The following is a 13738-nucleotide window of genomic DNA, read 5'->3' as shown; positions in this document are numbered from 1 at the left end:
ATTAATTATTTCTGCCAAAAGCAGGTCCAGCTTCTTTAATAGCTGTACTGGCATGTGTAAATTGCTTAAAGTTTTCGTGGAATTTAGCTGCTAATTCCTGTGCCTTCTTGTCATAGGCACTAGGATCGTTCCACGTTTTTCTTGGTATGAGAACATCGTCTGGAACACCAGGGCAATGGAGCGGGATTTGAAAACCAAACACCGAATCTGTATATGTCTCCACAGAATTAAGTTCACCCTCTAGTGCTGCATGAACCATGGACCGGGTGTAAGACAGTTTCATTCTTTGTCCTTCACCGTAAGCTCCTCCGGTCCACCCCGTATTGACTAAATACACATTTGTATCAAATTGATCAATTTTCTCTCCTAGCATTTCTGCATAAACTGAAGGTGCTAATGGTAAGAATGGAGAACCGAAACAAGCCGAGAAAGTTGCTTGAGGGGAAGTAACCCCGCGTTCGGTGCCGGCAAGTTTACTTGTGTATCCACTTAAGAAGTGATACATGGCTTGTTCTTTTGTCAATTTGCTTATTGGGGGCAAGACCCCAGTAGCATCTGCCGTAAGGAAAACAATCGCATTTGGATGTCCGGCAATGCTTGGTTCAACTGTGTTACTAATATGATGCAGCGGGTAGGCTGCTCTAGTATTCTCAGTCAAGCTAGTATTGTCATAATCCGGTTTTTGTGAATCTGGATCAAGCACTACATTTTCTAAGACAGAGCCAAAACGGATCGCATCAAATATTTGTGGCTCCTTTTCAGGTGATAAATTAATGCATTTAGCGTAGCAGCCACCCTCAATATTTGCGACGCCATATTGTGACCAGCCGTGTTCGTCGTCGCCGATAAGACGTCGTGCAGGATCAGCCGATAAGGTTGTTTTTCCTGTGCCAGATAAACCGAAAAACAACGCCACATCACCTTCTTGGCCAATATTTGCAGAACAGTGCATAGGAAGAATATCTTTCTTAGGAAGCAAGTAATTCATGACAGAGAAAATAGACTTCTTGATTTCCCCAGCATATTCTGTTCCACCAATCAGTACGATTCTATGCTTGAAGGAAATCATAATAAACGCTTCTGAATTGGTTCCATCCTGCTTGGGGTCTGCTTTAAAAGTAGGTGCGGAAACGACTGTGAATTCAGCCTCATGACCTGAAAGCTCCTGCTTATCAGGACGAATGAACATTTGATGGGCAAATAGATTATGCCATGCGAATTCGTTAATCACCTGGATAGGGAGTCGATACTTGTCATCTGCTCCGGCATAGCCTTTAAATACATATAATTCATTCTGTGCTTTTAAATAATCTAATACTTTGTGGTACAAATGGATAAACGTTTGCTCACTGATGGGTTGATTAGTGCTCCCCCAATTTATATCCGATTCAGATATATGATCTTTCACGATAAATTTATCCTGAGGAGACCGACCGGTATAGGTGCCCGTTGTAGCTAGGACAGCCCCACGGTCGGTTAACGTCCCTTCTTTGCGAGAAAGGATTTTTTCTACAAGTTGTGGTACTGACAAATGGAGGACATGCTCCTGCGCTAACAATTGATTTAGTTCTGACATCTGGTTAATGGCACTCATATGTGTCTACCCGCCTTTATGTTAAAATTAATAAAAAGCATCAGGTGCTTTAATTTGATATTAGTATAGCACATTTGACTTAATACACCATACTAATTCTGAAAATGCTTTCATTTTATTTTGATTTTATTTGTAAAAAAAAGTTTAGTATAATGGGTGTAAATTAAAGATCAAAGAAAAACACATATTAAATAAGAAGAGGCTTCTTCCAGTTGGTGGATATGATGTTCACTGCTTATGCTTGGCTCCACAAGATGTGGGGTCGTTCGGCGTTGGCACAGGACGTGCCGAACTTAAACGAACATCCTTTAATTCTTTTTTCACTGCAGTGCTCTGCTTATGCGTTTCAGGTCTAAACGCCCCTTTCCGCTTTTCTTAAAACATAGTAAACTAATTGACATTAAATGTGGTTTTCGGTACGATTATTTCGAACGGATACTCTCTTATCCAGAGTCGGTGGAGGGACAGGCCCTGCGAAACCCGGCAACCGTCAGATCACTGGCATGGTGCTAACCTGGAGCAAGGCAATTAACTTATATGCCTTGGACGATAAGAGCGAAAGGAAGCAGCCCCTTTCCTCTTTAAGTAGGAAGGGTTTTTTCTTTTTATTGGGAAATGGTCCAACACAATTTTAAAGTTAGTACATATTCATATGTAGATATAAGTTGAATTGTGCGATGGATGAAAAAGATCGACATTTAATGAAATCATAGAAGCATAGCGATTTCTACTCATACTGGTAAAGAGTTCCGTCTAATCTTTGTACTTAACAGAAGGAGGAGTTTTTGAGAATGCCTGCCAATCGCCGGTTATTCACATCAGAATCTGTAACAGAGGGTCATCCTGACAAGATCTGTGATCAGATTTCCGATGCTATTTTGGACGAAATTTTAAAAAATGATCCCAACGCACGTGTAGCGTGTGAAACAACAGTTACGACTGGACTAGTACTTGTATCTGGGGAAATCAGTACAAACACGTATGTAGATATTCCTGCGATTGTCCGTCAAACCATCAAAGATATTGGGTATACGAGAGCAAAATATGGATTTGATGCCGATACGTGCGCAGTTTTAACAGCAATTGATGAACAATCTCCTGACATTGCCGGCGGAGTAGATGTCGCGCTTGAATCTAGAGAAGGTCAAATGAGCGATGAAGAAATTGAATCGATCGGTGCCGGTGACCAGGGATTAATGTTTGGTTATGCAAATAATGAAACGAATGAACTTATGCCGTTACCGATTTCCCTTGCCCATAAATTATCGAAGCGTCTCTCCGATGTGCGTAATGAGGGGACTCTGTCCTACTTGCGTCCTGATGGTAAAACACAAGTAACTATTGAATATGATGAGCAGGATCAACCCGTCCGTGTTGATACGATTGTGATTTCAACACAACATGCAGAAGAGATCACACTTGAGCAAATTCAAAGGGACTTAAAGGAACATGTTATTCAGCCTGTTGTACCTGCGCATCTTATTGATGAAAATACAAAATACTTTATTAATCCTACAGGTAGATTCGTCATCGGCGGACCACAAGGGGATGCTGGTTTAACAGGGAGAAAGATTATTGTAGACACTTATGGGGGATATGCCCGTCATGGCGGTGGTGCATTCAGTGGGAAAGATGCGACGAAAGTTGACCGTTCTGGTGCTTATGCAGCCCGTTATGTTGCCAAAAACATCGTAGCAGCAGGCTTAGCTGAATCCTGTGAGGTACAGGTGGCCTATGCAATTGGTGTAGCACAGCCTGTATCGATTTCCATCGATACACATGGATCAGGGAACGTTCCAGAGGAGAAGCTGGTTGCAGCCGTTAGAGATTTGTTTGATCTGCGTCCAGCCGGCATTATTAAAATGCTAGATCTACGCCGTCCAATCTATCGACAAACTGCTGCCTTTGGTCATTTTGGACGTACGGACATTGAGTTCCCTTGGGAAAAAACAGACCGGGCTGAAGAGTTGAAAAATCGACTGCAATAAGAAATGAAATTAAGTATCTATATTAGGAAAGAAAACCGTTCTTGTTAATAAAGAACGGTTTTCTTTGTTTTATAATCATCGACTTATTTTGACTGTTGTTTTTTATAGACCTGTCCTTTTTCAATGTAGGTTGTTCGAACACGATCCAGCTCCTTGTAGTCTGCTTCATTTAATTCACGTATCACTTTAGCGGGTCGACCAAAAGCAAGTGTGCGAGGTGGAATCACTTTTCCGGGAGGCACCAGACTCCCCGCTCCAATAAAAGCTTGTTCTCCTATTTCAGCTCCGTCTAAGATGAGAGATCCCATTCCAATAAGGGCATCTTTTTTTATGTGTGCAGAATGAAGTGTCACTTGGTGTCCAACAGTCACTCCGTCTTCAATAATAAGCGGCTGATTAGGACTTTGGTGAAGCATGCTCAAATCTTGAATATTTACATTTCCTCCAATTCGAACAGGAGCTACGTCACCTCGTATGACGGTTTTAAACCAAATACTCGAATAAGAGCCGATCGTTACATCGCCTGTAATGACAGCGTCTTCAGCTATGTATACGGTAGAGTCAATTTGTGGAAGGCTTCCGTTATATTCGCAAATCATGTAGGTTCCTCCTATAATATGAATATAACCAGTATAGCAAAGTGTAAATCTTTTGTGGGGAGGTTTCCGTATGAGGTCTGTGCCAGCTTCCATAATTATCGTCCATGGAGCATTCGAACATATTGGAAGATATAATCATTTGATTAAGCAATTTGAAGCGGATGGATATCGAGTATTTGGTCAAGATCTGCCAGCACAAGGTAATTCAGAAGGGATAAAAGGGCACATTCGCTCATTTGACCAGTACATAGAAAGGATTGGTGAATGGCTGAAGCAAATCGATGAAGGGCCTGTTTTTCTTTTGGGACATAGTATGGGTGGCTTAGCAGTTATTCGCACGATGCAAGAATTGAAACCAAAAGTAAATGGTGTGATTTTGTCCTCCCCCGCAATGGGAATTTTAAACGGTGCATCAAAACCTATGGAAGCAGCTTCGAAGATCTTAAATTATCTATGGCCTTCATTAAAGGTGGACAATCAGTTTAATCCGGAAAATGTAACGAGAAGTGAAGCCGTTAGAATACGTGATCACTATGACCAACTTATATTAAAGAAAGTATCAATTCGTTGGTATAAAGAGTTCCAAAAAGGGATCCGACAAGCTTTTTTAAAGGTTAACCAGTTTCCCGAGGTTCCGATATTAGTTATGCAGGCAGGGGAAGATCTTATGGTAGATGTAAGAAAGACTAAGGAATGGTTTCATAAAATCGACCTTCATGAGAAAACCTATAAAGAATGGCCAGGACTATATCATGAGCTATTTAATGAACCTGAATGGAAACAGGTTTATACTTTTACTACCCAATTTATTCAGCAACAACTATTGAAACCTTTGCGATAAGGAGGGCTTGCCATGGCTCGTCAAGTTCCCACAAATGCATTACATTTAATGATCCGCGTCTACAAAGATATTTTCCCCGGCGTACACTCTGAACTTAATCATTGGATTAATAAGGCAAAGGCAATTCCGAATTCAGAACTAAAAAACCAAGCTCTTGCAAGCATCGAATCTAAAACCTTTCATTGTGAAGGTGGCAGCATTTATGCGTTATTAGCTGGAGAGAGATGGAAAGAGTCGATTCGTTTTATTGTCGCTTACCAAACGATCAGCGATTATTTAGATAATTTATGTGATCGGAGTACATCTATGGATCCTAGTGATTTCAGAATGCTCCATCAAGCAATGATTGATGCGTTGACTCCTGAGAATAACATCAAAGATTACTATTATTATCGGGAAGACAAAAATGATGGCGGTTATTTGGTGGAGCTCGTTCAAACCTGTCAATCGGTTTTACGTGAAGCAGAGGGGTATGCTGGGGTCTATCAATACACTCATAAACTTGGTGGTCTTTATAGTGATCTTCAAGTGCATAAGCATGTCATTGAAGAAGAACGGATACCGAGGTTGAAAAGTTGGTTCAAAGATTACCAAAGAAGTTGGCCGAACCTAGAGTGGTTTGAATTTTCCGCTTGTTCAGGTTCTACATTAGGGATTTTTTGCTTGATTTCTTACACCTTGAGCGGGCAGATGACGGATCAATTAGCTCAACAAATAGGGGAAAGTTATTTTCCGTTTATGCAAGGTCTGCATATCTTGCTGGACTACTACATTGATCAACAGGAAGATGAAGAGGAAGGAGACTTGAATTTCTGTTCCTACTATGATCATGGGGATCAGATGAAACAACGGTTTGTATTTTTTGTTAAACAGACGAACCAGGAAGTTCAAAAGCTTCCAGATACCATCTTCCATCAGATGATTCACGAAGGCCTTGTGGGAATGTATCTCGCTGATAGAAAAGTGAGCAATATTCAACATGCCAAAGATTTTGTGAAAGAATTACTGAAGGTGAGTGGGAAGAAGGCGACCTTCTTCTACTTTAATACTAAAATATACCATAAATTAAAGCCTGGTAAACCATTGTAGGTTATCAGGCTTATTTCTTCTCGATAGCTATAATAAAAGGAGGCTGGTTTCTCTGGTTGATAAAGCCGTACTGTAGAACGTTGTGTTGGCGTTGATCCAAATTGCTTACATACTCAAGCAAGGCTGTTTTCTCTTCTTCACCGCCAGGATGACCATAATATACAACGAGTACAATAAGACCCTCTTTTTGTAAGTCATGAAGAATGGTTTGAACAGATTTAAGTGTTTGATCAGCTTCTGTAATCACTGATTTATCACTTCCGGGTAAATAGCCAAGGTTAAAAATAGCTGCCTTGAGACGCGTAAGATGCTGATCGGGGATGTGTTGTTCGATGGATGAATGACTGTCTAAAACAAGTGTGGTTTGTTTATCAGCATGGTTATCCTTGAGCCGCTGTCTAGTATTTTGTATAGCTGTCTCTTGGATATCAAATCCATACACATGACCGTTTTCCCCAACAAGCTGGCTTAACAATAATGTATCATGGCCGTTTCCACAAGTCCCATCTATTGCAGTGTCACCAAGTGTTAATGCGTCACTCATCAATTCGTGTGCGAAATGTAAAACGCGTTTTAGATTTATCTTTTACACCTTCTTTTTTCTAGACTCGTTTCTAGCGTAGCAAAAATTATTGTAGCATGAATTAAGTCGATATGAAATTATGTAGACAGATTTTATTGAGGGAGGGGATAGTGATGGAAAGTATTGAGCTAAAGAAGCATTCATCACATGTGAATGAGGTAAAGTTTGATCCTGAGGGGAACTATATTCTTTCGGCTGGATTCAAAGGGGAACTGTTTTTATGGGAATGTGGGACGGGAAAATGTATTCAAGTTTATGAGGGGCATAGGCAGACCGTAAATAGTGTTATTTGGATTGGCTCAGGAAAAGAGATTCTTTCAGCTTCAGGAGATGGTACAATCCTTAAACATGAGATCTCCTCTTCAGAGCCAACAGATAAATGGACCGATTTAAAGTCAGGGGTCAGCCATATGCACCTTACGTTCGATGAGAAATATTTATTAACGAGTAATAAGTCCAATATGCTTCGTGTGCGTGAATGGCCAGAAGGGGAGTTAGTCGCCAAGTTTAAAGGTGACCGGCAGCATCGTGGTGTAATCGCCACTGCCTCGACAGCTCCACATGCAATAATTGGTGGTGTAGGACCTACCATTCTACGCTGTGATGTCCCTTCAGGTGAAGTGTTAGAACAAATGGTAGGTCATGATAAGGCAACAATGGGCTTCAAGTTTTTTGATCAGGATAAACTTGCAATATCTATAGGATATGATGGAAAATTAATAATCTGGGACATGGAAGTACATCATCCTTTAGAGAAATACTCCATTGGGGATGAAGGGTATTATGGACTTGCCATCAACCAGTCAAGACTAGAAGCATCCATAGTCATGCCCTATAAGCTCAAGCGAATCAATTTAAAAGACTTGTCTGTTGATGAGGTGGACCTGCCAGCTAAAGGCAATTATAGTATCGATTATTCACCGACTTGCGACCAACTAGCTATCGGATCAGCAGATAAAACGATCAGGCTGTTTCATTATTAAATGAAGTAAGCCCATTCTCTATATAGAGAATGGGCTTACCCTTTATTTTTTAGGTGTTGTATTTGTGGATGACTTTCTCTTTTTTTGAATTGTATCAAATGCTTTCTTAGCGTACCGTTTTGTCTGTTCCGGGTTCTTTTTTGCATAATCGGAAGCTTTTTTAATTAGATTCTTCACAATAAATACCCTCCATTAGAAAGTATAATTCTTATTTTAATTTTACCCTTATTAAAGGTAGTTGTAAACATGAACATTGTATGCTTGACAAAGCCTTAACCTTTCATTAATATACCAATATATACTAAACGTAGAAAAGGACTAGTAATAAAGCTTCAAGCACAAGAGAGACAGTGGGTGGTGAAAGCTGTCCTTGACCTTTATGAACTCGCCTTGGATGTTGAAGAAGCGAACTTAACAGTAGTTTCTTCCGGTCCCATTACCGTTATCGATGTCAAGTGAACGTGATGAACGTTAATTTGGGTGGTACCGCGGGAGAAAGTCTCTCGTCCCTTGCTTTTGGGACGAGAGACTTTTTTATAGATTAAATGTTCAAAAAATTGGCAGAGTGAGAAGGGGGAGGGAAAGACGCAGTGCCACGTGAGCAATGCTTCCTCGAACCATATCACATGTTTCATAACGAAGAGATTGTCGCTTATAAACCGTGGCAATCTTCAGTAAAAGTAATTAAGGGAGGAAAGATTATGGCCTTTGATCATAGGACGATTGAAAAGAAATGGCAAACATATTGGTTGGATCATAAAACTTTCAAAACGAACAGTGATTCCAATAAGAAGAAATTTTATGCGTTAGATATGTTTCCTTATCCATCAGGATCGGGGTTACACGTGGGTCACCCTGAAGGGTATACGGCGACAGATATTGTTTCACGAATGAAACGCATGCAAGGATATGAAGTTTTGCATCCAATTGGCTGGGATGCTTTCGGACTTCCCGCTGAACAATATGCCCTTGACACAGGAAACGACCCTGAAGAATTTACAAAACATAATATTAATACGTTCCGTAGGCAAATTCAGGAATTGGGCTTCTCTTATGATTGGGATCGAGAAATTAATACAACTGATCCGAACTATTACAAATGGACACAGTGGATCTTTCTAAAGCTTTACGAAAAAGATCTTGCTTATATTGATGAAGTAGCTGTTAATTGGTGCCCTGCATTAGGCACAGTACTTGCTAATGAGGAAGTTATTGATGGCAAGAGTGAGCGTGGAGGACACCCTGTTGAACGCAGACCTATGAAGCAGTGGATGCTAAAGATTACTGCCTATGCTGATCGCCTGCTAGAAGATTTAGAAGATTTGGATTGGCCGGAGAGCATAAAAGATATGCAGCGAAACTGGATTGGAAAGTCAGAAGGCGCTGAAGTAAGTTTTGGGATAGCTGGTCAAGATATGTCCTTTGAGGTATTTACAACTAGACCAGACACGCTTTTTGGAGCAACATACGCTGTACTTGCACCGGAGCATCCACTCGTTGGTAAAATCATAACCGCCGAACATAGAGAAGCTGTTAAAGGGTATATCGAACAAGCGCAAAGGAAGAGTGATCTGGAACGTACTGATTTAGCTAAAAACAAATCAGGTGTGTTTACGGGCGCCTATGCAATTAACCCAATCGATGGCAACAAACTTCCCATCTGGGTGGCGGATTATGTGCTTATGAGTTACGGAAGCGGTGCAATCATGGCTGTTCCTGCTCATGATGAACGTGACTATGAATTTGCTACTAAATATGATCTTCCTATCATTGAAGTCGTTGAAGGTGGCGACATTGGCCAAGAAGCCTATACAGGTGATGGGAAACACGTGAACTCAGACTTTTTAAACGGTCTTGGAAAGGAAGAAGCAATTAAGAAGTCGATCCACTGGCTTGAGAGCAACAACAATGGAACAAAAAAAACAACGTATCGGCTTCGTGATTGGTTATTTAGCCGCCAGCGTTATTGGGGAGAGCCGATTCCTATTATTCACTGGGAAGATGGTACAATCTCAGAAGTTCCTGAAGATCAATTACCAGTAACCCTTCCAAAAACTACGGAAATCAAACCTTCTGGAACTGGGGAATCGCCATTAGCCAATATTAGTGAGTGGGTTAATGTAGTTGATCCGAAGACAGGCAAGAAGGGACGACGAGAGACAAACACAATGCCTCAGTGGGCAGGCAGCTGCTGGTATTACCTTCGTTACATTGATGCAGGGAATGACGAAACTTTTGCTGATTTTGATAAGCTTAAGAAATGGCTTCCTGTCGATGTTTATATAGGGGGAGCAGAGCACGCTGTTCTACACTTGCTTTACGCCCGCTTTTGGCACAAAGTACTTTACGATGTCGGCGTTGTTCCTACGAAAGAGCCTTTCCAAAAATTATTTAACCAAGGAATGATCCTTGGTGAGGGTAATGAAAAAATGAGTAAATCCAAAGGGAATGTAGTCAACCCGGATGATATCGTGTATAGCCATGGCGCTGATACTCTTAGACTTTATGAAATGTTTATGGGGCCGCTTGATGCTTCTGTCGCGTGGTCAACGAATGGCCTTGATGGAGCGAGACGTTTCTTGGACCGTATATGGAGACTATTTGTTGTGAATGGCCAATTATCCCCAACTATTAAAGAAAGCAGTGTGGATCAAACCTTAGAGAAAACTTACCATGAAACGGTACAAAAAGTGAGCGAAAACTTCCAAGAGCTACGCTTTAATACAGGGATTTCTCAAATGATGGTCTTTATTAATGAAGGGTACAAAGCAACCGAGCTTCCGAAAGAATTTGTTGAAGGCTTTGTTAAGCTGCTCTCACCTATTGCCCCTCACCTTGCTGAGGAACTATGGGAGAAACTCGGTCACGAAGAGACGATCAGCTACCAGGAGTGGCCATCTTTTGATGAGTCGAAACTCGTGGAGGACGAAGTTGAAGTTGTGATACAAGTAATGGGGAAAGTACGTGCTAAAATGATGATGAGTGTAGAGGCTTCTAAAGAAGATATGGAGAAAAGTGCATTAGAAAATGACAATGTTCAAGAATGGCTGGAAGGGAAGACGGTGAGAAAAGTGATTGCTGTCCCAGGTAAACTTGTGAATATTGTCGCCAATTAAATACCATGTAAAGAAGGCTGGTTCTCGGTGTTGAACCAGCCTTCTTTGTTTATGATTAATGATGTGAACGTAAATTCTTGACTTAAAGATGAACTTTAATACAATATGGATGGTAGAAAAGTTTAAGGAGGAGATAAGATGAGTAGCATTCCTGAAATAAACCCAGATGAGTTACAAAAATGTTTAGATGAAAATACAAATTTGACTATTATAGATGTACGGGAAGATGAAGAAGTCGCGCAGGGAGTCATTCCAACAGCAAAACACATTCCATTAGGTAATATTCCGGAAGCAGTCAGCAATTTGGATCCTGATAAAGAATATGTCATGGTCTGTCGTTCTGGAAGAAGAAGTATGAACGCATCCGAATATTTAAAGGGAAACGGATTCGAGCATGTGAAAAACCTAGAAGGCGGTATGCTCTCCTGGAATGGTGAGCTCGTATTTTAAGGTGAAAGAGGTAGAAACACATGGAGCTCATCTTATTTTTAAGCATTGTAATTGTTTTGATTATCGTTATGAAGGATACTTGGGAGAAAAAAATGCTGACTCGATTAGGAAATGATCCTGTTTCGATTGGAGATTATTGTGTAATAGATATCCGTGATTATATCTCTGCTTCCCATTCTCCCTATCCTGGAGCTGAGAACATACCACTAAGCTATTTGCCGCGCGAACTCAAGGATCAGTTTGATTGCCCCAAAAACATTTTGCTTATTACGGACGATAAGCGAGGGGCAAAGATCGCTGCTAAAATCATCCGCAAGAAAAGAAATAAATTAGTTTATTATATAAAGTCAGCCTAACTTTAAGTGCCACGCCTTTTTTAAAGGTGTGGTTTTTACTTTGCAAAAATCATTGACATTTGGATTATGAACGCGTATTGTTGGGAACATCGCTTTTTAGAAAAACAAGAAGCGGCAAATTGAATTAACTTTCGAAAAATCTACCGAACTATTGACATTCGCTTAGTTCTCATGATAGAATTTGATTACTGTCGCAGAGTTAGTGTGATAGTTTTTCTATCAGCAACGTTATCACGAATAAGTTATTGACTTAACTTATTCACCATGAGATAATGATTGGGTCGCTTTTTTTGAAGCGGCAAGCAATCTTTTGATCTTTGAAAACTGAACGAACCAACCAGTACGTCAAATCATTCTTTCTATTAAATAGAGAGAATTCAAACAAGCACATTCGGTGTGCAAATGAGCAAGTCAAACTTTAACTTTTATGGAGAGTTTGATCCTGGCTCAGGACGAACGCTGGCGGCGTGCCTAATACATGCAAGTCGAGCGCAGGAAGCAGGCGGATCCCCTTCGGGGGTGAAGCCTGTGGAATGAGCGGCGGACGGGTGAGTAACACGTGGGCAACCTGCCTGTAAGATCGGAATAACTCCGGGAAACCGGGGCTAATGCCGGGTAATCCTTTATCTCGCATGAGAGGAAGGTAAAAGATGGCTTCTAGCTATCACTTACAGATGGGCCCGCGGCGCATTAGCTAGTTGGTGAGGTAACGGCTCACCAAGGCGACGATGCGTAGCCGACCTGAGAGGGTGATCGGCCACACTGGGACTGAGACACGGCCCAGACTCCTACGGGAGGCAGCAGTAGGGAATCTTCCGCAATGGACGAAAGTCTGACGGAGCAACGCCGCGTGAACGATGAAGGTCTTCGGATCGTAAAGTTCTGTTGTTAGGGAAGAACATGTACCGTTCAAACAGGGCGGTACCTTGACGGTACCTAACGAGGAAGCCCCGGCTAACTACGTGCCAGCAGCCGCGGTAATACGTAGGGGGCAAGCGTTGTCCGGAATTATTGGGCGTAAAGCGCGCGCAGGCGGTTCCTTAAGTCTGATGTGAAAGCCCACGGCTCAACCGTGGAGGGTCATTGGAAACTGGGGAACTTGAGGACAGAAGAGGAGAGTGGAATTCCACGTGTAGCGGTGAAATGCGTAGATATGTGGAGGAACACCAGTGGCGAAGGCAACTCTCTGGTCTGTTTCTGACGCTGAGGTGCGAAAGCGTGGGTAGCAAACAGGATTAGATACCCTGGTAGTCCACGCCGTAAACGATGAGTGCTAGGTGTTAGGGGGCTTCCACCCCTTAGTGCTGAAGTTAACGCATTAAGCACTCCGCCTGGGGAGTACGGCCGCAAGGCTGAAACTCAAAGGAATTGACGGGGCCCGCACAAGCGGTGGAGCATGTGGTTTAATTCGAAGCAACGCGAAGAACCTTACCAGGTCTTGACATCCTTGGATCGCCCTAGAGATAGGGTTTTCCCTTCGGGGACCAAGTGACAGGTGGTGCATGGTTGTCGTCAGCTCGTGTCGTGAGATGTTGGGTTAAGTCCCGCAACGAGCGCAACCCCTAATCTTAGTTGCCAGCATTCAGTTGGGCACTCTAAGGTGACTGCCGGTGACAAACCGGAGGAAGGCGGGGATGACGTCAAATCATCATGCCCCTTATGACCTGGGCTACACACGTGCTACAATGGATGGTACAAAGGGCAGCGAAGCCGCGAGGTGTAGCAAATCCCATAAAACCATTCTCAGTTCGGATTGCAGGCTGCAACTCGCCTGCATGAAGCCGGAATCGCTAGTAATCGCGGATCAGCATGCCGCGGTGAATACGTTCCCGGGCCTTGTACACACCGCCCGTCACACCACGAGAGTTGGCAACACCCGAAGTCGGTGAGGTAACACATTATGTGAGCCAGCCGCCGAAGGTGGGGCCAATGATTGGGGTGAAGTCGTAACAAGGTAGCCGTATCGGAAGGTGCGGCTGGATCACCTCCTTTCTAAGGACATATGCAAGGCGACCTCTTTCTCTTTCGAGAAAGTCGGGAAGCTGCCGCATACGGAAGACGTACCTGGTTGGTTGTTCAGTTTTGAGAGATCAAACGATCTTTCAATGTGAACCTTGAAAACTGGATAAGATAATCAGA

11 protein-coding genes, 1 rRNA gene, 1 riboswitch and 1 other annotated feature are annotated in these 13738 nt (G+C 42.3%); of the genes, 8 read left to right on the top strand and 4 right to left on the bottom strand.

What is annotated here, in order from left to right; genetic code table 11:
* Nucleotide 1: 1 nt before the first annotated feature.
* The gene (gene pckA, locus MUO14_RS04335; protein ID WP_244753846.1) at nucleotides 2-1594 is read right to left on the bottom strand and encodes a phosphoenolpyruvate carboxykinase (ATP); all 1593 of its coding nucleotides are present in this window, start codon (nucleotides 1592-1594) and stop codon (nucleotides 2-4) included.
* Between the two features lie 440 nt (nucleotides 1595-2034).
* A riboswitch (SAM riboswitch) is annotated at nucleotides 2035-2150 on the top strand.
* A 235-nt stretch (nucleotides 2151-2385) separates the two neighbouring features.
* Between pckA and metK the strand changes: the two genes are divergently transcribed.
* A complete protein-coding gene (gene metK, locus MUO14_RS04330; RefSeq protein WP_244753845.1) occupies nucleotides 2386-3582 on the top strand; it encodes a methionine adenosyltransferase in 1197 nt (398 codons plus the stop codon).
* An 83-nt stretch (nucleotides 3583-3665) separates the two neighbouring features.
* Here metK and MUO14_RS04325 read toward each other — a convergent pair whose 3' ends face one another.
* Nucleotides 3666-4181 carry a gamma carbonic anhydrase gene (locus MUO14_RS04325; RefSeq protein WP_244753844.1) on the bottom strand — a complete coding sequence of 172 codons (516 nt, stop codon included), beginning with the start codon at nucleotides 4179-4181 and terminating at the stop codon, nucleotides 3666-3668.
* Between the two features lie 70 nt (nucleotides 4182-4251).
* Here MUO14_RS04325 and MUO14_RS04320 point away from each other — a divergent pair, with 70 nt between their 5' ends.
* Together MUO14_RS04320 and MUO14_RS04315 are read left to right on the top strand one after the other, a co-directional pair.
* Nucleotides 4252-5022, top strand: coding sequence for an alpha/beta hydrolase (locus MUO14_RS04320; RefSeq protein ID WP_244753843.1), 771 nt, complete (start codon nucleotides 4252-4254; stop codon nucleotides 5020-5022).
* Nucleotides 5023-5034: 12 nt separating this feature from the next.
* On the top strand, nucleotides 5035-6111 hold the full coding sequence (locus MUO14_RS04315; RefSeq protein WP_244753842.1) for a tetraprenyl-beta-curcumene synthase family protein: 1077 nt from the start codon (nucleotides 5035-5037) through the stop codon (nucleotides 6109-6111).
* Between the two features lie 10 nt (nucleotides 6112-6121).
* Here MUO14_RS04315 and MUO14_RS04310 read toward each other — a convergent pair whose 3' ends face one another.
* Entirely contained in the window at nucleotides 6122-6655 is a 534-nt protein-coding gene (locus tag MUO14_RS04310) for a tRNA 5-(aminomethyl)-2-thiouridylate-methyltransferase MnmM (protein WP_244753841.1), read from the bottom strand.
* A 152-nt stretch (nucleotides 6656-6807) separates the two neighbouring features.
* Here MUO14_RS04310 and MUO14_RS04305 point away from each other — a divergent pair, with 152 nt between their 5' ends.
* Nucleotides 6808-7677, top strand: coding sequence for a WD40 repeat domain-containing protein (locus tag MUO14_RS04305; RefSeq protein ID WP_244753840.1), 870 nt, complete (start codon nucleotides 6808-6810; stop codon nucleotides 7675-7677).
* 42 nt (nucleotides 7678-7719) lie between these two features.
* On the opposite strand, the gene MUO14_RS24240 is transcribed toward MUO14_RS04305, so the two are convergent.
* The gene (locus MUO14_RS24240) at nucleotides 7720-7854 is read right to left on the bottom strand and encodes a hypothetical protein (protein WP_255822159.1); all 135 of its coding nucleotides are present in this window, start codon (nucleotides 7852-7854) and stop codon (nucleotides 7720-7722) included.
* Nucleotides 7855-7976: 122 nt separating this feature from the next.
* Nucleotides 7977-8191 (top strand) — a binding site (T-box leader).
* Between the two features lie 187 nt (nucleotides 8192-8378).
* Between MUO14_RS24240 and leuS the strand changes: the two genes are divergently transcribed.
* The 4 genes from leuS (at nucleotide 8379) to MUO14_RS04285 (ending at nucleotide 13591) form a co-directional block, all read left to right on the top strand.
* Nucleotides 8379-10793 carry a leucine--tRNA ligase gene (gene leuS, locus MUO14_RS04300; protein WP_244755469.1) on the top strand — a complete coding sequence of 805 codons (2415 nt, stop codon included), beginning with the start codon at nucleotides 8379-8381 and terminating at the stop codon, nucleotides 10791-10793.
* Nucleotides 10794-10931: 138 nt separating this feature from the next.
* Nucleotides 10932-11243, top strand: coding sequence for a rhodanese-like domain-containing protein (locus tag MUO14_RS04295; protein WP_244753839.1), 312 nt, complete (start codon nucleotides 10932-10934; stop codon nucleotides 11241-11243).
* A gap of 20 nt (nucleotides 11244-11263) precedes the next feature.
* Nucleotides 11264-11599, top strand: a complete 336-nt coding sequence (locus MUO14_RS04290) for a rhodanese-like domain-containing protein (protein ID WP_244753838.1) — start codon at nucleotides 11264-11266, stop codon at nucleotides 11597-11599.
* Between the two features lie 424 nt (nucleotides 11600-12023).
* Nucleotides 12024-13591: ribosomal RNA gene (locus tag MUO14_RS04285) — 16S ribosomal RNA — on the top strand.
* Nucleotides 13592-13738: the final 147 nt, after the last annotated feature.

This window comes from Halobacillus shinanisalinarum (genome assembly GCF_022919835.1).
In the GTDB taxonomy this organism is placed as follows: Bacteria; Bacillota; Bacilli; order Bacillales; family Halobacillaceae; genus Halobacillus_A; species Halobacillus_A shinanisalinarum.
This window is presented reverse-complemented; position numbering and strand designations above follow the sequence as displayed.

Bases quoted from the DNA above. Each gene is read 5' to 3' on its own strand.
- leuS (WP_244755469.1), top strand. From the start codon at position 8,379: ATGGCCTTTGATCATAGGACGATTGAAAAGAAATGGCAAACATATTGG.
- MUO14_RS04305 (WP_244753840.1), top strand. From the start codon at position 6,808: ATGGAAAGTATTGAGCTAAAGAAGCATTCATCACATGTGAATGAGGTA.
- MUO14_RS04310 (WP_244753841.1), bottom strand. From the start codon at position 6,655: ATGAGTGACGCATTAACACTTGGTGACACTGCAATAGATGGGACTTGT.
- MUO14_RS04320 (WP_244753843.1), top strand. From the start codon at position 4,252: ATGAGGTCTGTGCCAGCTTCCATAATTATCGTCCATGGAGCATTCGAA.
- MUO14_RS04325 (WP_244753844.1), bottom strand. From the start codon at position 4,181: ATGATTTGCGAATATAACGGAAGCCTTCCACAAATTGACTCTACCGTA.
- MUO14_RS04290 (WP_244753838.1), top strand. From the start codon at position 11,264: ATGGAGCTCATCTTATTTTTAAGCATTGTAATTGTTTTGATTATCGTT.
- pckA (WP_244753846.1), bottom strand. From the start codon at position 1,594: ATGAGTGCCATTAACCAGATGTCAGAACTAAATCAATTGTTAGCGCAG.
- MUO14_RS04295 (WP_244753839.1), top strand. From the start codon at position 10,932: ATGAGTAGCATTCCTGAAATAAACCCAGATGAGTTACAAAAATGTTTA.
- MUO14_RS04315 (WP_244753842.1), top strand. From the start codon at position 5,035: ATGGCTCGTCAAGTTCCCACAAATGCATTACATTTAATGATCCGCGTC.
- metK (WP_244753845.1), top strand. From the start codon at position 2,386: ATGCCTGCCAATCGCCGGTTATTCACATCAGAATCTGTAACAGAGGGT.